This is a genomic window from Fodinicurvata fenggangensis DSM 21160, assembly GCF_000686045.1.
Taxonomy (GTDB): domain Bacteria; phylum Pseudomonadota; class Alphaproteobacteria; order Kiloniellales; family DSM-21159; genus Fodinicurvata; species Fodinicurvata fenggangensis.
The window spans coordinates 7,501-31,352 of the sequence record NZ_JMLV01000013.1; the positions used below are offsets into that span (position 1 = coordinate 7,501).

Here is a 23,852-nt window from a genome sequence, read left to right on the forward strand (position 1 = left end):
AGCTGGCCGTCCGCGCTGAATGCGAAGTGGACGCCGAAAACGTAAAGAAAGGGGAAGAGCCTTCCTGCTGAAGGCCCCTCCCCCTCTTCTTCCTGAAACATCGATGAAAGTGGATCAGGCGGCTGCGGCCTGAGCGGGCTCCCCGTTTATGGTCAGACCCGCCTCGCTACTGCGAATCTTCACGGTATCGCCGTCAGCCACATTGCCCTGCAGAATCTGCTCCGACAGGGGATTCTGCAGCTCTTTCTGGATGACCCGCTTCAATGGCCGTGCGCCATAGACCGGGTCATATCCGGCATTGGCCAGCCACTTCCGGGTCTCCTCGTCCACATCCAGCGTGATCTTCCGTTCCGCCAACAGCTTCTCCAGATGCGCCAACTGGATATCCACGATCCCTGTCATCTGCTCGCGGGTCAGGCGATGGAACAGCAGGATTTCGTCCAGGCGGTTCAGGAACTCGGGCCTGAAGGCGCCGCGCACCACGTCCATGACCTGCTCGCGCACGCCGGGGCTGTCCTCGCCCGGTGTCTGCGCGGCCAGGATATCCGCGCCCAGATTCGAGGTCAGGATGATCAGCGTGTTCCGGAAATCCACCTGTCGGCCCTGGCCATCGGTCAGGCGGCCGTCGTCCAGCACCTGCAGCAGGATGTTGAAGACGTCCGGGTGAGCCTTCTCGACCTCATCGAACAGGATCACCTGATAGGGACGGCGCCGGACAGCTTCGGTCAGCGCACCGCCTTCCTCGTAGCCGACATAGCCAGGGGGCGCACCGATCATGCGCGCCACCGCATGCTTTTCCATGTACTCGGACATGTCCAGGCGCAGCAGCGCCGTCTCGTCGTCAAACAGGAACGACGCCAACGCCTTGGTCAATTCGGTCTTGCCCACGCCTGTCGGTCCCAGGAACAGGAAGGAGCCGATGGGGCGATTGGGGTCCTGCAGCCCGGCACGGGCACGCCGTACGGCATGTGAAACCGCGGTCACGGCCTCTTCCTGCCCGATCACACGTCCCCGCAAGGCAGACTCCATCTGCAGGAGCTTCTCGCGCTCGCCTTCCAGCATCTTGTCCACGGGAATCCCGGTCCAGCGCGACACGACCGAGGCAATGTGCTCGGAGGTCACTTCCTCCTCCAGGATATGCTCTTCGTTGGCCTCTTCTGCCTCGATCAGCTTGGCCTCGAGTTCCGGCACGATGGAATAGCGCAGCTCTGCAACACGCTCCAGGTCGCCACGGCGCTGGGCCGTCTCGACTTCCTGCCGCGCCTGCTCCAACTGCTCCTTCAGCTTCTGGGCCGACGCCAGCTTGCCCTTTTCCTTCTGCCAGCGCTCGGTCAGTTCGGCCGACTGGCGTTCCAGATCGGACAGTTCGTCCTCAAGCCGCTCCAACCGATCCTTGGAGGCCTTGTCCTTCTCCTTGCGCAGGGCCGTCTGCTCGATCTTCAACTGGATGATGCGCCGGTCCAGCTCGTCCAACTCCTCGGGCTTCGAATCCACTTCCATGCGCAGGCGACTGGCCGATTCGTCCACCAGGTCGATGGCCTTGTCGGGCAGGAAGCGATCAGTGATGTAGCGATTGGACAGATTGGCAGCCGTCACCAGGGCGGAGTCGCTGATTCGCACGCCATGGTGCACTTCGTACTTCTCCTTCAGACCGCGCAGGATCGAAACGGTATCCTCGATGCTGGGCTCGGAGATGAAAACCGGCTGGAAGCGCCGGGCCAAGGCTGCGTCCTTCTCTATGTACTTGCGGTATTCGTCCAGTGTGGTAGCGCCAACACAGTGCAGGTCACCGCGCGCCAGTGCCGGCTTCAGCATGTTGGAAGCGTCCATCGCGCCTTCCGTCTTGCCGGCACCGATCAGTGTGTGCAACTCGTCAATGAAGACGATGATCTCACCCTCCGCGGCCGAGATCTCCTGGAGCACGCCCTTGAGGCGTTCCTCGAACTCGCCGCGATACTTGGCTCCGGCCACCATGGCACCGAGATCCAGCGCCATCAGGCTCTTGCGCTTCAGGCCCTCGGGGACGTCGCCGTTGACGATACGCAGGGCCAGGCCTTCCGCGATGGCGGTCTTGCCGACGCCCGGCTCGCCGATCAGGACGGGGTTGTTCTTGGTCCGACGCGACAGGACCTGAATGGTCCGCCGAATCTCCTCGTCACGGCCGATCACCGGGTCCAGCTTGTTGTCCCGGGCCGCCTGAGTCAGGTCGCGCGCATACTTCTTCAGCGCATCATAGCTGTCCTCTGCACTGGCAGAATCGGCCGTACGCCCCTTGCGCATCTCCTCGATTGCCGTGTTCAGCGCCTGCGGCGTCACATCAGCGGCCTCGAACGCCTTGGCAGCGGGCGTGCCCTTCTCCATGCACAAGGCTTGCAGCAAGCGCTCGCTCGTCACGAAGCTGTCTCCAGCCTTCTCCGACAATTTCTCGGCCTGCTCGAAAACCCGAGCCAGTTCGGGACTCAGGTAGACCTGGCCGGCGCCGGCGCCTTCGACCTTGGGCAGCTTCTCCAGGGCCTCCTCGACATGCTTGAGCGCCAGGCGCGGATCACCACCAGCCTGGGTCATGAGGTTGGCGGCCAAGCCTTCCTCGTCGTCCAGAAGGGTCTTCAAGAGATGTTCAGGAGTCAGTCTCTGGTGCCCGCGGCGCAGAGCCAGGGTCTGCGCTGCCTGCAGAAAACCGCGCGCGCGTTCTGTGTATTGTTCTGGATCCATGTTCAAACTCTCCTCTTCTGCGTCTTATCAAGCCCGCAGATGATTCTGTTGCCTTTTCGCACCCTCTACGGAGGCATGCGCCTTGTCCGCGGAAATGATCCGCTTGTTCGATATATGGTGCGTTGCAAAAACGCCACAAGGCTGTCGGGCGAGAAAAAAGCCCCCGCAACAGAAAACTGTGCGGGGGCAGGGTCAGGAGAGATCGATGCCTACGCCCGAGATCGCTCAGGACAAAAAAGCCGGTTCGCGATCGGCCGCAAACAACGATGCGGAGCATAGTAAAGTTACCCGGGTGAACGCAACTGCAATTCATTATCATACACAGAAAAATTTTCTTTGCCAGCAGGCTTGATCGCCGGAACCGCCAGCGGTTGAATTGGTTCTGCACGCTGTCAGCCGGCCGGACTCATGACCATTACCCTTGCCGCCATCAACCGCCATCCAATCAAGGGCCTCAAGGCCCAGAGCCTGGAGTCGGCACGTCTGTCACCCAGCAAGGGCCTGATCGGGGATCGCCTCTTTTCCCTGGCCCGGGGCTCTGCGGGATACAGCCTTCCCCGCCAGATGCCGCCGGCGGCCATCAGCATACTGGATCTGGAGAACGAGGAACGGCTCGCCAAGCTTGAGGCCCGCTACGACGACGACAGCCAAACCCTGCAGCTTCTGCGCAGCGGACAGGAGCGTCCCCTGGCCCAGGCACGGGTGGACACCCCACTGGGACGCAGCCTCATCAGCCAGTTCTTTGCGGATTTCCTGGGGGACAGCCGCCGCGGCCTGCCGCGTCTTATCGACAGTGAGGAAGCCCTGGGCCCCAGCAACTGGGTCAGCTTGATCAACCTGGCTTCCTTGAAGGACGTTGAACGAGTCGCCCGGCAGAAACTCGATCCGGCACGTCTTCGCGCCAACCTTTGGCTGGAAGGTGCCCAAGCCTGGGAGGAAAGGGAATGGAACGGCTGTCGCTTCCGGCTCGGCGGCGCTGTCCTGCAGGTCACGGCTCCGCTGGAGTGCTCCGGCAGTGCGAATGTCAATCCGCGCGAAGCGCAGCGTGACATCAACCTGCCTCTGCTGATGCGCAAGGGCTTCATGCATCAACAGGTGGGGGTGCAGCTCACCGTCCTGGAAGGCGGGCGTATCCAGCAGGGCGATCGCCTGCAGCCCTTCACCCAATAAGCGCCCCGACAACCCTTCGCCGCAACTGTCGCGCAATCAAAAAAGGCCGTTCCACCTGTCGGCGGAACGGCCCTTTGAAAGGATTGAACAGACAGTTCTATCAGGAGGTCACGAGACCGGAATCCCCACTGGGCTCCTCGCTCTTGCTCGTCCGCCGGCGGCGTGCCTTGGGCCGTTCGGCCTGCTGGTCCCCGCCTTGACCGCTGTTGTCCGTGTCCTGTTTGTCTTTGTTCTCTTCCCGCGGCGGTTCACCCAGGATCTTCAACAAACCGGCGTCTTCATCATTGCCGCTGTCCGACTTGGCTGTCTCCGCGTTGCCGGAGTCAGCAGAGGCTTCGGGCTTCTTGCGAGGACGGCCGCGCCGCGCTCCCGTACCAGCGCTGGACCTACCCGACTTCTCACTGCCGGTCTTTTCGTTCGCAGGGTCCTGGCTGTCTGCCTGCGTATTGTCGCCCGCTGTCTGGTGGTTGGGTGCCTGATTGGCCTCATCGGCATTGTCAGAGCTGTTGCTCCGGCTTCTGGCAGCAGGCTTGCGCCGTGGCCGTGCAGGACTGTCACTGACAGGGGCCTCGTCCGACTGACCCGAACCGGCCTGGCCATCATCACCGGAGCTATCCGCAGCACCCTCCTCCTGCGCAGCGTTTGCTGCTCGTTCGGAACGGCTGCGTCCATTGCCGCGGCGATTGCCGTTGCGTCCACCACCATTATCCTGGTTGTCGCGCGTGTCTCCCTGGTCAGACTCTCCGTCCCCATAGTCCGCGTCGTCATTGTTGTTCTGACGCGGCTGGGTGCGTTGCTGACCCGGATCCATGCTTTCATTCAGGATTCGGTAGTAGTGCTCGGCATGCTGCTGGAAGGATTCAGCAAGCACGCGGTCCCCCGCCATCTGGGTGTCCCGAGCCAGCTGGGAATACTTCTCGTAGACCTGAGTGGGGTTGCCCCGCACACGGCCTTCCGGCCCTGTGCTTTCAAAGGTCTGTGCGCGAAGCGGCACATTGGAGCGGCGCCCGGAGCGTCCGCGGCCCCGCCGTTGATTGTTACCTTGTCTCATCGATGCGTTACGTCACATGTCGGATATTGTTTTTGCACGAGCGGATCATTCATTCCCGATGTTCTCGACAATCCGGGAAAGACAGTTCAACTCTGATGTCTATTGAACGTCTCGGGATTATTACCCTGATGCTCGGCGCCTCGGCGCCGGACCCGATCAGCTTCGACAACACACTATCGCCCTCGTCCCGACTTTCCAACCTTTTTTTCTCCTTATTCCTTAGATGCGAAAGCCGACAGCAACAGGCAGCGCGGATGGCCTGCAAGATCTGTCAGCAATTCGACCGAACCGGCCCCCACTGCATGGAACAGCTCGGACACGACATCCGCCTGTTCATGGCCAATTTCAAGAGCCATTATCCCCTTTGAGTCAAGCAGTCCCGGCAGCTGTCGCGCAAGTACGCGATAGGCCGCAAGCCCATCCGCCCCCGAAAAAAGCGCGCCGGGCGGGTCATGCTCGACCACGGCGTCCGACAGGTCACGCCGCTCACCTTCTGCAATATAGGGTGGATTGCAGACGATCAGGTCGAAGCGGCCTTTCAGGCTCGCTCCCCAATCGGCACAGAAGAAGTGGCTGCGCACCGCCAGGCCCAGACGCTGGGCGTTGCGCTTCGCCACCTGCAGGGCTTCCGGGCTTTGATCCGTCCCCACACCCCATGCCTGCGGCAGTTCATGCAGGAGGGACAGCAGCAGACATCCGCTGCCCGTGCCCAGATCCAGGATGGATAGCTCAGCCCGGTCGCCGTTCAAGCGGGCTAGAACGCCCTCGACCAGGGTTTCGCTGTCAGGGCGCGGGTCAAGTACGTCGGGCGTGATCTCGAAATCCAGGGACCAGAACTCTCGCCGGCCCAGGATGCGCGAGAGCGGCTCGCCGCGCACCCGGCGCGCCAAGGCGGCATCGAAGTGTTCATGATGAGCCGACTCCACTTCCTGCTCGGGATAGGCCAGCAAGTGACCGGGGGGCAATCCCATTACGCCGGCCAGCAACAGGCGGGCTTCACGGCGCGGACTGTCCAGCCCGGCCTGCCGCAGCTCCCGTACGGCCTTGTCCAGCAGGATACCTGCGCGTGTCACTGGAAGTCGGCCAGCCGGGCCGCCTGATCCTCGTGGATCAAGGAATCGATCACTTCGCCCAGGGCCTCCCCCGTAATGACCTTCTCCAGCTTGTAGAGGGTCAGATTGATGCGGTGATCGGTCACGCGCCCCTGTGGGAAGTTGTAGGTACGGATCCGTTCCGAGCGGTCACCGGAACCAACCTGCTGTCTTCGGTCCGCCGCCTCGGCATCCTGCTGTTCCTTGCGCATCTCGTCATAGAGCCTGGCGCGCAGGACCTTCATGGCCTTGAGACGATTCTTGTGCTGGGATTTCTCGTCCTGGCACTGCACCACGATGCCGCTGGGCATGTGCGTGATGCGCACGGCCGAATCCGTCGTGTTCACATGCTGGCCGCCGGCCCCCTGCGAGCGATAGGTGTCCACGCGCAAGTCCTTGTCCTCGATCTGCACGTCCACCTCCTCGGCCTCGGGCAGGACCGCAACGGTCGCAGCCGAGGTGTGAATGCGCCCGCCCGACTCGGTCACCGGTACGCGCTGCACGCGATGCACGCCGGATTCGAATTTCAGCCGGCTGTAGACATTCTGGCCGGAAATCGAGGCACTGGCTTCTTTCAGGCCACCGATCTCGGTTTCCGTATAGTCGAGGGTCTCGAATCGCCAGCCCTGGCCTTCGGCATAACGCTGATACATGCGGAAGAGTTCACCCGCGAACAGCGCCGCCTCGTCCCCCCCTGTTCCGGCGCGCACCTCAAGGATGACGTTGCGATTGTCATCGGCATCCTTGGGCACAAGCATCAACATAAGTTCATGCTCCGCCTGTTCGATGGCTTCGCGCAGCGCCTGGTATTCCTGCTCGGCCAGATCGCGCATCTCGCGTTCAGCCTCTGTATCCTGCCGCAGGCTCTCCAGGTCAGACAGCTCCTGTCGCTGGGCCTCCAGACTGTCCAGCTTTTCCACGAGCGGCGTCAACTCGTGAAACTCGCGCAACAGCTTCGTGTAGGCCTCGGATCCGGGGTCGGGATGGTCGCTCAGCAGGGCGGTCAGCTCGCGATGGCGGGCGGCGACCTGCTTTAGATTCTCGTCCAGTTTCACCTGTCGTTCTTCCCCTTTCCGGTGTCGATCCGGAAAAGCCGTTCCAGAAATTGCTCGGCCTCCGCCTGCGCATCCGGGCTTTCGGAAGACATCTCCCTCAGCGTCCGGGTGGGCTCATGCAGAAGCCGGTTCAGCAACAAGCGCGTTGCGGCTTCTGCGTCAAGCTTTCCGTCAGCCAGGACTTCGGCCCTGAGGTCCTCGCAATGCCGGCGCAAGGCAACCAGCGGTGAATCCGCACCTCCAAGCTGACCCTCCCGGCAGAAGCTGTCCAGTTCCTCGGCAAGGATCCCCCAGGCCCGGCCGGCCGCTTCCTCGCGGGCCTGCTGGCCTGCCCGGGCGCGATGCTCAAGGTCCTGCAAGTCATAGACAAACGCCCCGTCCACCTCGTTGACGTCCGGCTCTATATCACGCGGCACACCTGTATCCAGGAACAGCAACGGCCGGCGGCGGCGCTGCTTCAGCAATCTTTCCGCCTGCCCCCGATCCATCAGGAACTGGCCACTGCCATGAGCCAGCAACAGGATGTCGACCCGGTCCAGATGATTTTCCCAGTCCGTCCAATCCAGGTAATGCCCGCCCAGGCGCTCTGCCGCAGCCCTGGCCAGGGCCGGCCTGCGCTGAACCACCTGGATGTTCTCCAGGCCAGCCGACCGGAATTCCGCCGCCAGGACCTCGCCCATCTCGCCCGAGCCCACCAGCAGAAGGCGGCACGACTCCAGGCGCCCATGCAGGTCCCGGGCGACACGCAGGGCCGAGGCCGCAAGAGTCGCCGGGCGTTGAGCCAGGCTGGTCTCGCTGCGCACGCGCTTGGCCAGCCGGTAGGCCGCCTGCATGACACGGTCCAGGCGTGGACCGCTCAACCCCAAGGCCTCGGATTGACGATGGCTTTCCTTCACCTGCCCCAGGACATGGGGTTCCCCCAGGACCTGGCTTTCAAGGGCAGCCGTCACGGCAAAGAAGTGATGCAGGGCATCCGTTCCCCTCAGGCTGTACGCGCTTGAGCGGACCACATCCCCCGACACACCGATCCAGTCGGCCATCCTGGACAACAGGCTGTCCTCCAGTGACTCAGCGGAATCGGAGACGGCCAGAACCTCCAGCCTGTCGCAGGTGGACAGCAGCAAGACCTGTTGAAATCCAAGCTCGGCAAGATCCGCCAGGCCGCGTTGGCGCTGCGCGCTTTCCAGGAACAGCTGTTCGCGCAGCGCGCCGCTGACACAGCGATGGCTCAGGCCATAAAGGATCAGGTCATTCGGCATCCGCTCATGCTAGCAGAAAAACTGCCACACCATCATGCCGGGCCGCGCTCAGTAGAGTGTGTCCAGACGCGCGGGCAAGGCATCCAACGCCAGCGTTTCCTGTTCGCCACTGTCCAGATCGCGCAAGGTGACCTGGCCGGCCTTCAATTCATCGTCCCCCATCATGACGGCGGCACGGGCATGCATCTGGTTGGCCCGCTTCATCCGCTTCTTGAGGTTGCCCGAATAGCCCAAATCGACCACGTATCCGCGATGCCTCAACTCCTGGGTCAGCTTCAGGGCCTGGTCCGCGGCAGCTTCGCCCACAGGGATCACGGCCACGGCGCGCGGTGCCGGCGAGACATCCTGGACCAGCATGGCCAGGCGCTCGATACCGGCGGCCCAGCCAATGCCCGGCGTTGCAGGCCCCCCCATGGTTTCGATCAAGCCGTCATAGCGCCCGCCCGCCAACACGGCACTCTGAGCACCAAGGCGGTCGCTGGTGAACTCGAAGGCCGTGTGGGTGTAGTAATCCAGCCCGCGGACGAGCCGGCTGTTCAGTTGGTAGGGGATGCCCAGTTCATCCAGGCCGCGCCGCACCTCGGCAAAGAAGTTCTGGCTGGTTTCATTCAAATAGTCCTCGAAGGCCGGTGCGCCCTCGACAACCTTGCGGTCGCCTTCGTCCTTGGAATCCAGGATGCGCAGGGGATTGCGCGTCAGGCGCGCGCGGCTGTCCTCACTCAGGCTGGTTTCATGCTGCTCGAAATAGCTGACCAGCGCCGCACGATAGGCCGTGCGGCTTTCGGGATCGCCCAACGTGTTCAGCTCGAGTACGGTATCCTGGAGAATACCCAGCTCCTGCAGGATGTGCCTGCCGACCGCAATCACCTCGATATCCGCCTGGGGCTGTGGCGCCCCCAGCAACTCGACACCGATCTGGTGGAACTGACGCTGGCGCCCCTTCTGCGGACGCTCGTGCCGGAACATCGGTCCGGCATAGAAATACTTGAGCGGCAGGTTCTGGTGCAGTCCATTGGAAATGAGCGCACGCGCCACCCCGGCCGTATTTTCTGGGCGCAGTGTGATCTCCTCGCCTTCCTTCAGCGAGAAGCTGTACATCTCCTTGGTCACAATATCCGAGGTATCGCCCAGCGTCCGCTTAAAGACGTCGGTGAACTCGAACACCGGGGTCGCGATTTCCTCGAAGCCGTAGCGTTCGGCTATGCCCCGCGCACGTTCAATCACGGCGCGATGGCGGCGCATCTCCTCGGGCAAAAGATCATGGGTTCCGCGTACAGGCTGCAGGGTCGACACGTTCTTGTTCCTGATTTCCGTCGATGGGGTCCGGGATGGTCCTGCCGAAAACAGGCAGGCGTTACTCGGCAGCGGCCTGCTGCTTGCTCGCCTCGATCTCGGCGGCCTTCTTTTCCACCAGCTCGACCAGATGGTCAACGATATCGCCATCCTTGAGGCGATGATCGGGCAGCCCCTGGACATAGACCTGGTGCGTGCCGCGCCCGCCCCCGGTGAAACCGATGTCGGTCATGGTGGCCTCACCCGGGCCATTCACCACACAGCCGATCACCGAGACGGTCATGGGCGTGGTGATATGGGACAGCCGCTCCTCAAGGACCTCGACCGTCTTGATGACATCGAACTGCTGACGCGCACAGGACGGACAGGAAATCACGTTGACGCCCCTGTGACGCAGGTTCAGGGACTTCAGAATCTCGAAGCCGACCCTGACCTCCTCCACAGGATCGGCGGAGAGGGAAACCCGCAGCGTATCGCCTATGCCGGACCAGAGCAGCATGCCCAACCCGACCGACGACTTGACCGTACCACTGCGCAGGCCGCCCGCCTCGGTGATCCCGATATGCAACGGGGCATCGGTGGCTTCGGCCAGCTGCTGATAAGCTGCAACGGCCAGGAAGTTGTCCGAGGCCTTGCAGGAGATCTTGAACTCCAGGAAGTCCTCATCCTCCAGTGCCTTGGCATGATTGAGCGCGCTTTCCACCATCGCCTCGGGACAAGGCTCGCCATAGCGCTCCAAAAGGGAACGTTCCAGGGAACCGGCATTCACGCCGATGCGAATGGAACAGCCGTTGTCACGTGCCGCGCGCACGACTTCCCGCACACGCTCCTGGGAGCCGATGTTGCCGGGATTGAAGCGCAGGCAGGCTGCCCCGTTTTCCGCCGCCTCGATGGCGCGTTTGTAGTGGAAATGGATGTCGGCAACGATGGGCACCGTTACCTCGGGCACGATCTCGCTTAGGGCGGCGGAGGAGTCCGCGTCGGGACAGGACACTCGCACGATATCTGCACCGGCCACTTCCATTTGGCGGATTTGCTCGATCGTTGCCGCCACATCGGTGGTGGCCGTGTTTGTCATCGACTGAACGGTAATGGGGGCATCCCCACCCACCGGCACTCTGCCAACGTGGATCTGGCGGGACTTGCGTCTGTAGATATCGCGATAGGGCCGCACGCTCATGACTGGCCGGCTCCTTAGGCTATCAGGGCAGAAGACATCATGCCTGCAAGATGCTCTTCTGCCGCATGGACTTCAAGGCCGCCGCCCCTTGCAGGGCGGCCAGCACTCATTGCTGCAGGGCGCCCGACGACAGCTGCTGCGGATCCAACGGCACATCCCGGCGCACCGTTCCCATGCCGCCCAGGGAGGGGATCGCGTCTCCGTCCACGCGGATATCCAGGCCACCCGCATTGCCGGTCAGTAGGGTCATGCCCGCTTCGTCCGGCACCAGGTAGCTTTCTCCGGACCGCAGGACCCGGGTGAAGACCAGTTCCCCGTCGGCATCTCGAATCTGTACCCAACTGTCCGATGTCGCCTCCAGCACGATTCGTGCGCCTTCATTCTCTTCACCGTAAACCCGCCCCGACCCCGTTTCGTTAGGCGTGTCTTCCTCTGCTTCATCCTCGGATCCGGGAAGATCGGGGATTGCACTGTCCGCTTCTTGCCCACTGCTCTCGGACTCTGCGGCCTCAGGGTCTAGCTCGCTTTCCTGCGTCTCCTGCCCGGTAGCGGTGGCGGCAGCTCCGTCCTGCGTTTCTGTAGAATCGCTATCTGGTGTCGCGTTGTCAGCCAGATCCGCCGTCTCTGTCGGCTCCTGTATAGCTGACTCGTCCGTATCGGCTTCGGACAGGCTGTCCGGTGCCTGCGGCACCCTGCTTTCGGAATCTCCTGCCTGATCCTGCAGGGCCGTGGAAGCGGCATCTTCGTCCAGGCCACTCTCGTCGACCGATTCGCGTTCGGTGATCTCCGGGGCCGGGGAAACTGAACTTTCGCCTTCAAGGCCGCCTCCAGCGTCCCCTTCCGGCTCGTCCATCCCCTCCGAGTCTGATGTCGACAGGTCGGTTTCGTCCGCACCGCTGTCAAAGTCCTGGGAAGTGGCCAGATCGTCGTCATCGGTGATGGCCTCGCTGCCCACGCCATCGTCGGCCCCGAGTCCCTCTTCTTCGGAAACCCCGGGGAGCAGTTCCACATAGGGCCGTCCCTGATCATCCCAGAAGTACCAGGCGCCATAGACCAGTGCGATCAGCAGAAAGGAGATCAGGACCAGGGCGACTCCGGGAATGCGCCCCTCCGGTTTTGGGGCCGGAAAACTGAGATTCTGCTCGGCCGCAGCCAGGTCGCGCACCTCGGCCTTGAAGCGCTGGACCATGTCATCGGTGTCGAGGCCCAGATAGTCTGCATAGCTGCGCACGAAGCCAATGGCGTAGGTCGTGCCGGGAAGATCCTGATAGCGTCCCTCATCAATGGCCAACAGGTAGTCGTAGCGGATGCGCAGTTCCTTGCTTACATCCCGCAGTTCAAGCCCCTGCGATTCACGCACCTGTCTCAGCGTGTCGGAGACACCGGGTTCGTAATAGTGCCAACCGCCGTCGTCATACTCGGGATGATCGGAAGATCCTCGCATACCGTCGTTCTGCGCCATGAGTGCTTATTGCAACCGCATTTTTCGGAGACAGACGGGATGCCCGCCTCACACTGGTTCAAAGAGGCCGGCCGGGGCAGTTTTCCATATGTCCCGGTCAGATAAGTCGCGACTCTTCAGTCTTTCTTCTAACAAATACCTGCAGCGAACAGCAAATGCCTTAATCATAGTGAAATACCATCAGATTGAAATCCCATGATCTATGGCATAACCGCGCAGCAGTTCGCGCACGCTGTGATCAGGCCGCTGGATCAGCTCATCGACGAAATTTTCCAACTCGGACAAATCCAGACTGCGAATCATGGTCCGGATCTGTCCGACGGCGGCCGGCGGCATCGAGAGGATGCGAAAACCACAGCCCAGTGCCGCCAGGGCTTCCAGCGGATGGCCCGCCATCTCGCCACACAGTGAAACCTGTGCGTCGGCCTCGTGCGCCTGCTGCATCAGGCTTCTCATGAAATTCAGGGCCGGCGGGGACAGGACGTCATAGCGCCGGGCCAGGCGTGGATTGCCGCGGTCGCTGGCAAAGAAGAACTGGAACAGGTCGTTGCTGCCCACCGAAACGAAATCGCTGCGCGCGAACAATGCCGGCAGCTGCCAAACCAGGGCCGGCACCTCCAGCATGGCCCCGACCTCAAGGCGCGCGGGCTCGCGGCCTCCTTCTTTCAGATGCCGCTCCATCTCTCGGTCCAGCAGGTCGCGTGCGCGGGCAAGTTCACTGACGTCACTGACCATCGGGAACATCAGGCGCAGGTGCCGCTCCTCGGCCGCGCGCAACAGGGCACGCAACTGACGCCGCAGCATGGCGGGCCGATCCAAACCAATCCGGATGGCCCGCCACCCCATGACCGGGTTCTCGTCCGGCGTGCCGCTCCAATAGGGCAGCGCCTTGTCACCTCCGATATCCAGCGTGCGAAAGGTCACCGGCTTGTCTTCGGCAAGGCTCAGCACGCGGTCATAGAAGTCGACCTGGGTGGGCACATCGGGAAAGGCCTCCCTCACCATAAAGGGCACCTCGGTGCGGTAGAGACCGATGCCCTCGGCACCGCAGTCATGGGCTTGCGAGATATCCATCAACAGGCCCGCATTGACCATCAGGCTGATCCGCCGGCCATCCTGTGTTTCGGGCGGCAGATCCCGGTTGCTGGCAAAGGCGGCGCGCCGCTGGTCACGCACCTCGATCGCATCGGCAAAGTGCTCGCGCACACTCAAGCGCGGGCGCAACAACACCTGACCGTGATCGCCGTCCACGATCATGAAATCGCCCGGCCGCACCAGCTTTAACAGGTCCGGACAACGTCCCAGCATGGGGATGCCCATGGCACGCGCAACGATGGCCACGTGGGCCGTCGGGCCGCCGTCCTCCAGGACCACACCCTTCAGCCGCTGCGGGTCATAGTCCAGAAGTTCCGCCGGTCCCAGCGTGCGCGCCACCAGGATCATTTCCTCGGGCAGGTCTCCCGCCTCGGCCGACCCCTCAGCCCCGAGCAGATGGTGCAGCAGGCGGTTACCCAGGTCCTCCATGTCCGCATACCGCTCGCGGATATAGGGATCGCGCACCTTCGACATGCGCGTACGCATGTCCTTCTGCACGCGCTGGACGGCCGCCTCGGCGGTCAGACCACCGCGGACCGCCTCGCGCAGGCGCTCGATCCAGCCACGATCGGCCGCAAACATGCGATAGGTTTCCAGGACCTCGCGGTGTTCGCCGGATTCCGCCAGCTCGCTGCGCTCCAGCAGGGTGTCCAGGGCTCCCAACATCTCGTGCAGAGAGCGGTCGAGGCGCTCCAGTTCACTGTTCACGTCCTCGGCCACGACCTGCTTGATGACGATGCCGCGCTCGTGGGGCACCGCCTCGCCCATGGCCACCCCCTCGTGCAACGCGATCCCGCTCAGCCTCAGGGGCAGGCTGGTGGTGCTGTCTGTATGACGCTCCTCTTCCTCACCGATCAGGCCGGCGGCCCCGATCAGTTCGACCAGCACCATGGCAACGATCTCGAGGGTTTCGATTTCGTCATCGGTATAGCTGCGACGTGTCTTGTTCTGCACCGCCAGGACGCCGATTACCCGCCCCTCGCGCAACAGCGGCACGCCCAGCATGGAGTGATAGACCTCCTCGCCGGTTTCGGGGCGATAGGCAAAGTTGGGATGTTCCTGGGCATCCGGCAGGGACAGCGCGCGACCGGTCAGGGCGACTTCACCGACAATGCCCTCGCCCATGCGCAGGCGGGTGCGATGGACGGCTTCGGGGCGCAGCCCCCAGGTGGCGAACAGCTCCAGGACCTCGCCGGCCCGCATCACGTAGAGCGAACAGACCTCGGCCACCATGTCGCTGGCGATCAGGCGCACGAGCCTGTCCAGGCGGTCCTGCCAATGGCCGCCGCTCTGCATGAGATCGCGCACCTGCCGTAACAGTCTGCGCGAACCTCCCCAACCGGTTGACTGCGGTGGCATCGATACGACTCCCGCTTTCCCGGCCTGACTCTGCCGGCCGTGAAGAATTACGGCCTCAGGTTACGTCGAGGCCGTATACTGTGTGCAGGCTGCGCAAAGCCAGCTCAAGATAGGCCTCGTCGATCAGGACACTGATCTTGATCTCGGAGGTGGTGATTACCTGTATGTTGATACCCTTTGAGGCCAGCGCCTGGAACATCTGCTGGGCCACACCCGTGTGGCTGCGCATGCCGACGCCGATCACGGATACCTTCACGACGCCTTCCTCGGCCACCAAGTCTGAAAACCCCAGGTCCTCACGGTGGCTTTCCAGGACCTGGACCGTGCGGTCCAGGTCGCTGCGGCCAACCGTGAAGGTCATGTCGGTGGACTTCGTGTCCGGCGATATGTTTTGGACAATCATATCAACATTGATGGCCGAGTCGGCCAGAGGGCCGAAGATCGACGCTGCGACACCGGGACGGTCCGGGACTTTGCGCAAGGTGATCTTTGCCTCGTCCCGGCTATAGGTTACTCCGCTGACTACTGCCTTTTCCACGATCTCATCCTCATCTACCACCAGCGTACCGGGTTTGTCCTCGAAGGTGGAGCGCACCTGGACGGGGACATTGTATTTCATGGCCATTTCCACGGAACGGGTCTGCAGCACCTTGGCACCCTGGGATGCCATTTCCAGCATCTCCTCATAGGTGATCCTGTTCAGCTTGCGCGCACCCTTCACGATGCGTGGATCACTGGTGTACACACCATCGACATCGGTATAGATGTCGCAGCGGTCGGCCTTCAGGGCCGCGGCCAGCGCCACGGCTGAGGTGTCGGAGCCGCCGCGTCCCAAGGTGGTTATGCGATTGCGGCTCGGCTCCAATCCCTGAAAGCCCGCGACCACGGCCACCTCTCCGCTTTCCAGCCGACGCTGCAATTCCTCGCCGTGAATCTCGACAATGCGCGCAGAGCCGTGCGCTTCATCCGTGATGACGGGAATCTGCCAGCCCTGCCAGGAACGGGCGGCTATTCCCATGTCCTGCAGGATTATGGACAGCAGGCCGGCCGTGACATTTTCCCCTGATGAGACAATCGCATCGTACTCACGCAGATCGTAAAGACGCGCGGCCGAGCGGGTATGTTCCACCAACTGGTTTGTCACGCCAGCCATGGCCGAAACCACCACGGCAACCGAGTTGCCGGCATCGACCTCGTGCTTCACCCGGCCGGCAACATGCCTTATTTTCTCGACGTCGGCGACCGAGGTGCCGCCGAATTTCATGACGATGCAAGCCATCGTGTTCACTAACCTTGTCGGGAAGAAAACCGTCAGTACCGGTCAACCATGCGGTTGCCGAGCGGACACCCGCTATCCATACTTGATCCGCATAACCGCACGCAAGCGCACACAAAGATTCTTCCTTTTCCGGAGCCAGTCATGAGCAGGGGCAATTCCAGTTCGACCGTCGATCCCGCTGAAATCGAAAAGTTTTCCGCCATGGCGGAAGCCTGGTGGGACGAGCAGGGCGACTTCGCGCCCCTCCATCGCCAGAATCCCATGCGGCTGTCGTACATACGCGACAAGGCCTGTGCCCACTTTCAGCGAGACCCCAAAGAGCTCACACCCTTGAAGGGCCTGCGGGTGCTGGATATCGGCTGCGGCGGCGGACTGCTCTGCGAGCCACTGACCCGCCTCGGCGCGCAGGTCACAGGCATCGATGCGTCCGAGAAGAATGTCGCCGTGGCAGGTCTTCATGCAGAACAGGGGGGGCTCGAGATCGATTACCGCTGCATCACGGCCGAGGACCTGGCCGAGACAGGGGAAACCTTCGACATCGTCCTGGCCATGGAGATCGTGGAACATGTGGCGGACGTGGGGGCCTTCCTCGAGGCCTCTGCCAGCCTGCTGGACAAGGACGGCGCCTTTTTCCTCTCGACGCTCAACCGAACGACCAAGTCCTTCCTGATGGCGATTGTCGGTGCGGAGTACCTGCTGCGCTGGCTACCGCGCGGCACCCATCACTGGAAGCGGTTTCTGCGCCCTTCGGAAGTGACCCGGCAACTGCGGCAATCCAGGATCGAGGTCCGGGACCTGGCGGGCATGGTCTACAACCCCCTGAACGACAGCTGGCGCCTGTCCCGGCGTGATCTTGAGGTCAACTACCTGCTGTACGGTCAAAAGGCGGACTGACGGCGCGCAGCCTCAGGCATCTTCACGGGAAACCCAGGGCACCCGGGCGAAGGGCACGCCCTCTTCTTCCAGTTCCTCGGCTTCCTCGGGCGTGGTTTCACCGTAAATGTTGCGCTCGGGCGCTTCCTCGTTGTGAATGCGCCGCGCCTCTTCGGCAAAGGATGACCCCACGTAGTCGCTGTTAGCCTCAACGTACTGGCGCAGTTTTCGAAAAGCCTGACGCACCTCGGCCTCGCTGGGCGGCTGCTGCTGAAGGCCCTCCGTGCCTTCGGATTCAGAGTTCGCCGGCACGCCCGCATTCTCGGCAGGCGCCTGTTGCGCTTCGTCCTCGGGGGCTTCCGTCACGGCCTCCTGGCCGCCCCCCTTGGACAGCCGCGGCGACATGATCGCCTTCTCCACCTTCTGCGAGCCGCATTGCGGGCACACGACAATGCCGTCTGCAACCTGTTGGTCATAGGCGGAACTGTCACGAAACCAGACATCGAATTGATGCGCTTGCTCGCATCTGAGAGAGTAGAGAATCATGCTCCTGGCCTTGTCAGGCAGAGTGGTACTGCAGACTAGATGGCATCCGAATGAACACAAGTAAAGTCTCGCACTGCAACCCCGACCAGCCGGCCTCCGCCTGGGTCTGCCGTTTTGCGTCCCTGGCGCCTGAGGGCCGCCCCGTCCTGGACGTCGCCGCCGGAGCCGGCCGGCACACGCGTTATTTCCTGGGACGTGGGCACCCCGTCATCGCGGTGGATCGCGATGTCAGGGCCTTGCGCGACCTGGAGGACAAGCCGGGGCTCTCCATTGTCGAAGCCGACCTGGAACAGGATGCCCCACCGCCCTTCGCAGGGCGCGGTTTCGGAGTGGTGGTGGTCACGAATTACCTGCACCGGCCCCTCCTGCCAGCGCTTCTGAAGGCGGTCGAGCCCGGCGGCCTGCTGATCTACGAGACCTTCGCCAAGGGCAATGAACGTTTTGGCAAACCTTCCAGCCCGGACCACCTTCTGAATCACGGCGAACTGCTGCAGGCCTTTGCCGGTCACTTGCGTATCCTGGCCTACGAGGACCTCGAATTCGAACAGCCGCGTCCAGCCTGCATCCAGCGCATTGTCGCGCGCCGCGAAGGCATCTGATGGGTCACCGGGGGCTTCAGGCCCCTGGACCGGAGAATTCGCTTTCGTAGCCCAGTGCCGGCACCATACCGCGCGCCTTGGTGACCTCTGCGGGATCGATCTCGGCCACCACGACGCCCGGCTCGGTCCCTGCGTCCGCCAGCACCTCGCCCCAGGGCGCAACGATCAGGGCATGACCATAGGTCTGACGGTCCTCTGCATGGGTCCCACATTGCGCCGGCGCAAGCACGAAGCACCCCGTCTCGATCGCCCGCGCCCGCAAGAGAACGTGCCAGTGGGCCTGGCCGGTAAAGCGCGTGAAGGCGGCCGGCACGGAGATGAAATCGGCGCCGGCGCGGGCCAGCCGCCGGTAGAGATTGGCGAAACGAACGTCATAACAGACGGTCATCCCCAGCTTGCCCCAGGGCAATTCGGTGGCGATGGCCTCCGTACCGGGACGGAAGGTGCGCGATTCGCGATAGGTCTGACCATCCGGGATGTCCACGTCGAACATGTGGATCTTATCGTAGCGTGCCGCGATCTCGCCAGCAGGAGTCAGCAGGATCGAACGATTGGCCACGCGTTCCGGTGGCCCCGCCGCCGCTTCCTCCGCACCACGCGGGTCTATGGTCAGGGAGCCCAGCAGCAGCCAGATATCCAGTTCCCGCGCCAGATCGGCAAAGGCGTTCACAGCGGGATGCCCTTCCTCGGGCAGGGCATTGGCCAGAATGTTCCTGTGGCCGGGAATCATGAAGCTGGTGTTTTCCGGTGTCAGGACAAACTGCGCCCCCTGCCCGGCCGCCTCGCGGATCAGGGTGGAGGCCTGATCGATGTTGTCCTGCAAAGCGGTACCGGCGGTCATCTGGATACAGCCGGCCTTGAAAGGGGCTCTGTTCCCGGCTGTCGACGTCATTCGCTGGTCTGTCCTTCCAGAAGCGGATCGAGTCGACCGGCCGCGTCCAACGCATATAGCTCGTCACAGCCCCCGACATGCAGACCATCGATGAAGATCTGCGGCACCGAGGTCTTTCCCCCGGCGCGCTCCGTCATTTCCACACGCCGTCTGGGTGCCGAGAAGACATCAATCTCCTCATAGCTCGCGCCCTTGCTGTCCAGAAGCTTCTTGGCCCTGTAGCAATAGGGGCACATAAATGAAGAATAGATCTCGATCTCTGCCATAAGTCCGCCTTAACCTTCCATCCGGTCACGCCTGTTCAAACTCTGTCTCCCCTTGGGAAACGGTCCTCCACGGCGCCATGATGCCCGTTCCGTGACGGCGGGAAAAGTCCTGTCGTCACCGTTCTTCAAGCGCCCGTCTTCACCACGCGTGCCAGGGTCAGCGCCTCGACCCGGGCTGCACCGGCACGCAGCAGTGTTCTGGCGCAAGCTTCCAATGTGGCGCCCGTCGTATAGACATCATCGACCAGGAGCAGGTTTGCACCCGATACCCTGTGACGGGCAGAGGGCCGCACGGTGAAGGCCCCGCGGACATTCCTTTGCCGTTCGCTTGGTGTCATCTGGCCTTGCGAGGCCGTCCGGCGCGTCCGCTCCAGCAGGTCCACCGCCAAGTGTCCCCGCGGCGCCTTTGCCGCGAGCGGGCGGGCCAACAAGGCGGCCTGGTTGTAGCGTCGATGAAACAGCCGCCAACGATGCAGGGGCACCGGCACCACAAGATCGCAGTCCTCCAGGAGGGACCGTCCGGCCCGGTACATCCACTCGCAGAATATCGGTGCGGCATGCAGGTGATCGGCATGCTTGAAGCGCAGGATCATCTCGCGGCTGGCATCGTTGTACTGAACCGCGCTTCTGGTCCTCTGGCAGGAAGGCATCTGTCGCAGACAGGCGCCACAGAGGCTCTCCTCCGCGACCTCGTAGGCGAAAGGCAGGCCGCAGGCGGAACAAAGCGGCTCCGCAATGAAGCTCAGACGACTCCAGCAGACGCCGCAAACCAGTCCCTGCTTGCCGACGGGCATGCTGCAACCGGGGCAAAGCGGCGGCAGGACGGCATCCACAAGGGCGGTGAGCTGCCGACGGCCCGTTGCCAGTAGTGCGTCCATTTCCTCCCCCGGTGGTACGGCCGGAGGAAGATTCGGGACTTTCACCGTCCCGCTTCCTGGGCCATATCTTGCGCATGGATGAGTCTATCGAGATTTTCGACCGGCGGATAGTCCGCCGGCACCGTGACCGGGCCGCAGACGGCTTCCGCGATCATGACTTCCTGTTCCGGGAAGTGGGCGATCGACTGCTCGACCGCCTGGACGACGTGAAGCGGGATTTCTCCTCGATCCTGGAGCTGGGGTGCCGAACCGGCGGTCTCTCAGCGGCCCTTCAGAGCAAGTATCCAAGGGCCAATCTCGTGTCCTGCGATCTTTCCCCCGCCATGGCGGTTCATGCACAGCAGGAATCCGGGACACGGCCGACCCTGAGCGCCGATGAAGAGGCCCTGCCCTTTGCGCCCGGAAGTTTCGACTTGGTCTTCAGCGTGCTGGATCTGCACTGGGTCAATGACCTGCCAGGCTGTCTGCTGCAACTGCGCCAGGCCATGCGTCCCGATGGCCTCTTCCTGGCTGCCGTGCTGGGCGGCGACACGCTGTTCGAGCTTCGCAGCAGCCTGGTCCAGGCGGAAACCAGCCTGGAAAGCGGCCTCAGCCCACGCATTTCACCTATGACGGAACTGCGTGATCTGGGCGGCCTGCTGCAACGCAGTGGCTTCGCCCTGCCCGTCGCGGATGCCGACAACCTGACCGTCACCTACGCCGATCCCTTCCGCCTGATGCAGGATCTGCGCGCCATGGGTGAAAGCAATGCCGCCAACCATCGCCGCAACAGCTTCAGCCGGCGCGAAACCCTGGCCCGTGCGGCCGAAGTCTATTTCGAACAGTTCGCGGACGCGCAAGGACGCGTGCCGGCCACCTTTCAGGTTTTCTACATGACGGCCTGGTCTCCGCATGAAAGTCAGCCCAGCCCCCTTCGCCCAGGTGCTGCCGCCAATCGCCTGGCTGATGCACTGGATAGCCAGGAAGAAAGCACAGACGACATTGTTAACTAGATTTATGTTTTATATCAATTAGATATATTATAGTTTGGAATTATTAAAAAATACCTTGCAACCTGAGCGGAAAGACTTATCTAATAGGAGTAACACAAGGCAGCGTGAAACCGCTCACGGACGTTTCCCGTCATCCCGAAAGAAGGAGAGAAAAATCATGTCCCTCAACACCGGAATTCCCGCCGAAGACCGAAAGGTTATAGCCGAAGGGCTTTCGAAGGTTCTCGCCGACAGCTACACGCTTTATCTCAAGACCCACAATTTCCACTGGAACGTCAGCGGCCCGCAGTTCTCAGCCCTGCACAAGCTCTTCGAAGAGCAGTACCAGGAGCTTGCCAGTTCAGTCGACGAGATTGCCGAACGCATTCGCGCCCTGGGGCATAGCGCACCGGGCAGCTACAAGGCCTTCTCGAAACTCACCTCCATCGAGGAAGCCGACGACGTGCCGGATTCCAAAACCATGCTGAAGCAGCTTGCCGAGGACAACGAGAGCGTAGCGCGCACGGCTCGCTCGGTCTTCCCGGCCACCGAAAGCGGCAATGACGAGGCGACGGCGGACCTTCTGACCCAGCGACTCGCCGCGCATGAAAAGGCCGCCTGGATGCTGCGTGCCCATCTCGAGTGAGGCGGATCGTACCCACAGACTTGAAAAGCCCGCGGTTCTACCGCGGGCTTTTTGCTGTCCAGCCGCCACGCACGAAGATGTGATTTTGACATCTGCGCCGTCCGTTCTATCTGTAAGAGATATACAGGAGTCTGGAGGCGCAGGATGTTGATCCGTAAACGGCGCGGCTGGGAGCTTGCCGAAAGCCAGGCAACCCCGGAGGAAGTCTTTCGCAATCGCCGGCGCTTCATGCGCGCGGCGGGGGCAGGATCATTGCTGCTCGCCGGTGGCGGACTGTTGTCCGCCTGTGACGACATGAACGGCGGCAGTCAGGCAAATGCGGCAGAAAGCGATGCTTTTGACCAGCTCTCAGAGGACCCTTCCTTCGATCTTTATCCCGTGGAACGCAACAGCCGCTACCAGGTTGAACGGGACATAACCGAACGGGAACTGGCCGGTACCTACAACAACTTCTATGAATTCGGCTCCTCGAAGAACATCTGGCAGAAGGCCGAGGCCCTGCCCATTCGCCCCTGGACCCTGCGGATCGAGGGCGAGGTCGAGGAACCCTTCGATATCGACATCGACGATCTGCTGGCGCGCATGCCCCTTGAGGAGCGCATATACCGCCTGCGCTGCGTCGAAGCCTGGTCCATGGTGATCCCCTGGTCAGGCTTCCAGTTGAGCCACATGCTCGACCTGGCCCGGCCCACATCGAACGCACGCTACATCCGCTTCACCACGCTGGAGGATCCCGAGGTCATGCCCGGTCAGAGGGCTGGGTGGTATCCCTGGCCCTATATCGAGGGGCTGACCATGGAGGAAGCGGCCAATGAGCTGGCCTTCATGGGAACAGGCATGTACGGCGCGCCCTTGCCGAAACAGAATGGGGCTCCCTTGCGTCTGGTGGTGCCCTGGAAATACGGCTTCAAATCGATCAAATCGGTCGTTTCCATCGCCTTCACACGTGAGCGTCCGGTTTCCTTCTGGGAGGAAATCGCCGGCAACGAGTATGGCTTCTGGGCCAACGTCAACCCTGAAGTCGCTCACCCGCGCTGGAGCCAGGCCGAGGAACGCGTCGTCGGCAACGATGAACGCGTGCCAACCCGTATTTACAACGGCTATGGCGAATACGTGTCGGAACTCTACGCCGGTATGGATCAGGACGACCGCCTGTATCGATAGGCCGCGCAGGCCGCGCGCTGACCTTCAGGAAATCCCAGCAGGTTCAGCAGTCCCGGGAAGGTCGCGTTTTCATGCCGGACCCGAATCAGCGGAATGTCCTGCAGGTAGGCCGAAAAACGCCCCTTGTCGAGAAAGACCTCCTGGAAATGCTGGACATCGAACAGCTCGTCCAGATGCTGCAGGATGCCTCCTGTCAGATACAGCCCCCCGAAGGCCCCATAGGCCAGGGCTGCATTGCTTGCGGTTATGGCCAGGAATTCGGTGAACAGCCTGAGTGACTGCTGACTGACAGGGCATTGCTCATGGCCGGCCCGATGGACCACTTCTGCCGGATCCTCCAGTTCCTCTTTCGCACCCTTCAAGTCGGAAATCGCCTGAAACAGATTGACCAGGCCCGGTCCGCTCACGACCCGCTCGACCGAAACATGGCCGAACTGTCTCCTCAGGACGGAAAGCACCTCTGCCTGTTCATCATTCACCGCAGCCTGCGTCATGTGCCCGCCCTCACCGACCACGGGGCGCCAATCACCGTCGCCCAAAGGCAGCAGGGCTGCCATGCCAAGGCCTGTGCCGGGCCCCAGAAGAACCTTTGAACTGTCCGGCTGCATGCGTCGGTCATTCAGGTGCTGGCAGTCATTTGCCTTCAGGATCGGCAAGGCCAGAGCCTGTGCGGTGAAATCGTTGAGCAGCAGCAACTCCCTGCTGTTCAGCTGTTGCTCCAGGGCTGCGATATCGACCCACCAGCCACGGTTAGTCAGCTTGATGACCCGGCCGCGCACGGGGGCTGCGATGGCAAGGGCCGCAGCCAAGATGGGCGGATTACCGGCTGACTCCAGAAAGCTTTGCAGGGCCTCCAGGAAGGTTAGCTCTTCTTCCGCTTCCACCACATTCTTCCTGATGGGCTTGGCATCAGTCGGCGCCCAGGCTTCATAGAGGGCAAAACGGGCATGCGTGCCCCCGATATCGGTCAGGAGCCAACAGCCCTCCCCATGCGTACCGGACAGTGACATG

The 23,852-nt window shown here is 62.3% G+C and carries 23 protein-coding genes (1 of these 23 running past the window's edge); 8 read left to right on the forward strand and 15 right to left on the reverse strand.

Translation table 11 applies throughout. The features are described 5' to 3' along the window. Positions 1 to 71, forward strand: the 3' end of a protein-coding gene (locus tag BP38_RS20965) for a M23 family metallopeptidase (protein WP_081816717.1). 1,363 nt of this gene lie to the left of the window's left edge; the window shows 71 of its 1,434 coding nt (coding positions 1,364–1,434); its start codon lies beyond the left edge, outside the window; its stop codon occupies positions 69 to 71. 43 nt (positions 72 to 114) lie between these two features. Here BP38_RS20965 and clpB read toward each other — a convergent pair whose 3' ends face one another. Beyond that, positions 115 to 2,712 carry an ATP-dependent chaperone ClpB gene (gene clpB, locus BP38_RS0115215; protein ID WP_026988432.1) on the reverse strand — a complete coding sequence of 866 codons (2,598 nt, stop codon included), beginning with the start codon at positions 2,710 to 2,712 and terminating at the stop codon, positions 115 to 117. Positions 2,713 to 2,917: 205 nt separating this feature from the next. Between clpB and BP38_RS22710 the strand changes: the two genes are divergently transcribed. After that, positions 2,918 to 3,064, forward strand: coding sequence for a hypothetical protein (locus BP38_RS22710; protein WP_155992469.1), 147 nt, complete (start codon positions 2,918 to 2,920; stop codon positions 3,062 to 3,064). 56 nt (positions 3,065 to 3,120) lie between these two features. Then, positions 3,121 to 3,882, forward strand: coding sequence for an MOSC domain-containing protein (locus BP38_RS0115220; protein ID WP_026988433.1), 762 nt, complete (start codon positions 3,121 to 3,123; stop codon positions 3,880 to 3,882). A 100-nt stretch (positions 3,883 to 3,982) separates the two neighbouring features. Here the strand turns inward: BP38_RS0115220 and BP38_RS21925 are convergent, their stop codons facing one another. The 9 genes from BP38_RS21925 to BP38_RS0115265 all read right to left on the reverse strand — a co-directional run bounded on the left by BP38_RS21925 (position 3,983) and on the right by BP38_RS0115265 (position 16,006). Next, entirely contained in the window at positions 3,983 to 4,933 is a 951-nt protein-coding gene (locus tag BP38_RS21925) for a DUF4167 domain-containing protein (protein ID WP_051609433.1), read from the reverse strand. A 212-nt stretch (positions 4,934 to 5,145) separates the two neighbouring features. Then, entirely contained in the window at positions 5,146 to 6,006 is an 861-nt protein-coding gene (prmC, locus tag BP38_RS0115230) for a peptide chain release factor N(5)-glutamine methyltransferase (protein WP_051609434.1), read from the reverse strand. Next, the gene (gene prfA / locus BP38_RS0115235; protein ID WP_026988435.1) at positions 6,003 to 7,079 is read right to left on the reverse strand and encodes a peptide chain release factor 1; all 1,077 of its coding nucleotides are present in this window, start codon (positions 7,077 to 7,079) and stop codon (positions 6,003 to 6,005) included. Before prfA ends, prmC begins: the two co-directional genes overlap by 4 nt. Next, a complete protein-coding gene (hemA, locus tag BP38_RS0115240; RefSeq protein WP_026988436.1) occupies positions 7,076 to 8,338 on the reverse strand; it encodes a glutamyl-tRNA reductase in 1,263 nt (420 codons plus the stop codon). The genes prfA and hemA overlap by 4 nt, the downstream gene beginning before the upstream one ends. A 48-nt stretch (positions 8,339 to 8,386) precedes the next feature. Beyond that, positions 8,387 to 9,631, reverse strand: coding sequence for a histidine--tRNA ligase (gene hisS, locus BP38_RS0115245; protein ID WP_026988437.1), 1,245 nt, complete (start codon positions 9,629 to 9,631; stop codon positions 8,387 to 8,389). A gap of 61 nt (positions 9,632 to 9,692) precedes the next feature. Beyond that, on the reverse strand, positions 9,693 to 10,811 hold the full coding sequence (gene ispG / locus BP38_RS0115250) for a flavodoxin-dependent (E)-4-hydroxy-3-methylbut-2-enyl-diphosphate synthase (RefSeq protein ID WP_026988438.1): 1,119 nt from the start codon (positions 10,809 to 10,811) through the stop codon (positions 9,693 to 9,695). 106 nt (positions 10,812 to 10,917) lie between these two features. Continuing rightward, complete coding sequence (locus tag BP38_RS0115255; protein WP_035725521.1) at positions 10,918 to 12,273, reverse strand: helix-turn-helix domain-containing protein; 1,356 nt, start codon at positions 12,271 to 12,273, stop codon at positions 10,918 to 10,920. Between the two features lie 180 nt (positions 12,274 to 12,453). Beyond that, a complete protein-coding gene (ptsP, locus tag BP38_RS0115260; RefSeq protein ID WP_026988440.1) occupies positions 12,454 to 14,727 on the reverse strand; it encodes a phosphoenolpyruvate--protein phosphotransferase in 2,274 nt (757 codons plus the stop codon). 55 nt (positions 14,728 to 14,782) lie between these two features. Next, positions 14,783 to 16,006 carry an aspartate kinase gene (locus BP38_RS0115265; RefSeq protein ID WP_026988441.1) on the reverse strand — a complete coding sequence of 408 codons (1,224 nt, stop codon included), beginning with the start codon at positions 16,004 to 16,006 and terminating at the stop codon, positions 14,783 to 14,785. 141 nt (positions 16,007 to 16,147) lie between these two features. Here BP38_RS0115265 and ubiG point away from each other — a divergent pair, with 141 nt between their 5' ends. After that, the gene (ubiG, locus tag BP38_RS0115270; RefSeq protein ID WP_026988442.1) at positions 16,148 to 16,900 is read left to right on the forward strand and encodes a bifunctional 2-polyprenyl-6-hydroxyphenol methylase/3-demethylubiquinol 3-O-methyltransferase UbiG; all 753 of its coding nucleotides are present in this window, start codon (positions 16,148 to 16,150) and stop codon (positions 16,898 to 16,900) included. 12 nt (positions 16,901 to 16,912) lie between these two features. Here ubiG and BP38_RS0115275 read toward each other — a convergent pair whose 3' ends face one another. Continuing rightward, positions 16,913 to 17,425, reverse strand: coding sequence for a DUF1178 family protein (locus BP38_RS0115275; RefSeq protein WP_026988443.1), 513 nt, complete (start codon positions 17,423 to 17,425; stop codon positions 16,913 to 16,915). Between the two features lie 50 nt (positions 17,426 to 17,475). Between BP38_RS0115275 and BP38_RS0115280 the strand changes: the two genes are divergently transcribed. Further along, positions 17,476 to 18,024 carry a class I SAM-dependent methyltransferase gene (locus BP38_RS0115280; RefSeq protein ID WP_026988444.1) on the forward strand — a complete coding sequence of 183 codons (549 nt, stop codon included), beginning with the start codon at positions 17,476 to 17,478 and terminating at the stop codon, positions 18,022 to 18,024. Between the two features lie 16 nt (positions 18,025 to 18,040). Here BP38_RS0115280 and BP38_RS0115285 read toward each other — a convergent pair whose 3' ends face one another. The 3 genes from BP38_RS0115285 to BP38_RS0115295 all read right to left on the reverse strand — a co-directional run bounded on the left by BP38_RS0115285 (position 18,041) and on the right by BP38_RS0115295 (position 20,105). After that, the gene (locus BP38_RS0115285) at positions 18,041 to 18,916 is read right to left on the reverse strand and encodes a carbon-nitrogen hydrolase family protein (RefSeq protein ID WP_026988445.1); all 876 of its coding nucleotides are present in this window, start codon (positions 18,914 to 18,916) and stop codon (positions 18,041 to 18,043) included. After that, positions 18,913 to 19,182: a glutaredoxin 3 gene (grxC, locus tag BP38_RS0115290; RefSeq protein ID WP_026988446.1), complete on the reverse strand. Its 270-nt coding sequence runs from the start codon at positions 19,180 to 19,182 to the stop codon at positions 18,913 to 18,915. The genes BP38_RS0115285 and grxC overlap by 4 nt, the downstream gene beginning before the upstream one ends. A gap of 125 nt (positions 19,183 to 19,307) precedes the next feature. Further along, positions 19,308 to 20,105, reverse strand: a complete 798-nt coding sequence (locus tag BP38_RS0115295) for a ComF family protein (protein WP_245602434.1) — start codon at positions 20,103 to 20,105, stop codon at positions 19,308 to 19,310. A 29-nt stretch (positions 20,106 to 20,134) separates the two neighbouring features. Between BP38_RS0115295 and BP38_RS20975 the strand changes: the two genes are divergently transcribed. The 3 genes from BP38_RS20975 (at position 20,135) to msrP (ending at position 22,841) form a co-directional block, all read left to right on the forward strand. Continuing rightward, positions 20,135 to 21,052, forward strand: a complete 918-nt coding sequence (locus tag BP38_RS20975; protein WP_035725523.1) for a methyltransferase domain-containing protein — start codon at positions 20,135 to 20,137, stop codon at positions 21,050 to 21,052. A 157-nt stretch (positions 21,053 to 21,209) separates the two neighbouring features. Then, positions 21,210 to 21,677, forward strand: coding sequence for a Dps family protein (locus BP38_RS0115305; RefSeq protein ID WP_035725525.1), 468 nt, complete (start codon positions 21,210 to 21,212; stop codon positions 21,675 to 21,677). Between the two features lie 144 nt (positions 21,678 to 21,821). Then, on the forward strand, positions 21,822 to 22,841 hold the full coding sequence (gene msrP, locus BP38_RS0115310) for a protein-methionine-sulfoxide reductase catalytic subunit MsrP (RefSeq protein WP_026988449.1): 1,020 nt from the start codon (positions 21,822 to 21,824) through the stop codon (positions 22,839 to 22,841). Here msrP and glk read toward each other — a convergent pair. Continuing rightward, positions 22,817 to 23,851 (reverse strand): glucokinase, encoded by a 1,035-nt coding sequence (glk, locus tag BP38_RS20980; RefSeq protein WP_051609436.1) that lies wholly within the window; start codon positions 23,849 to 23,851, stop codon positions 22,817 to 22,819. The genes msrP and glk overlap by 25 nt on opposite strands. Position 23,852: the final 1 nt, after the last annotated feature.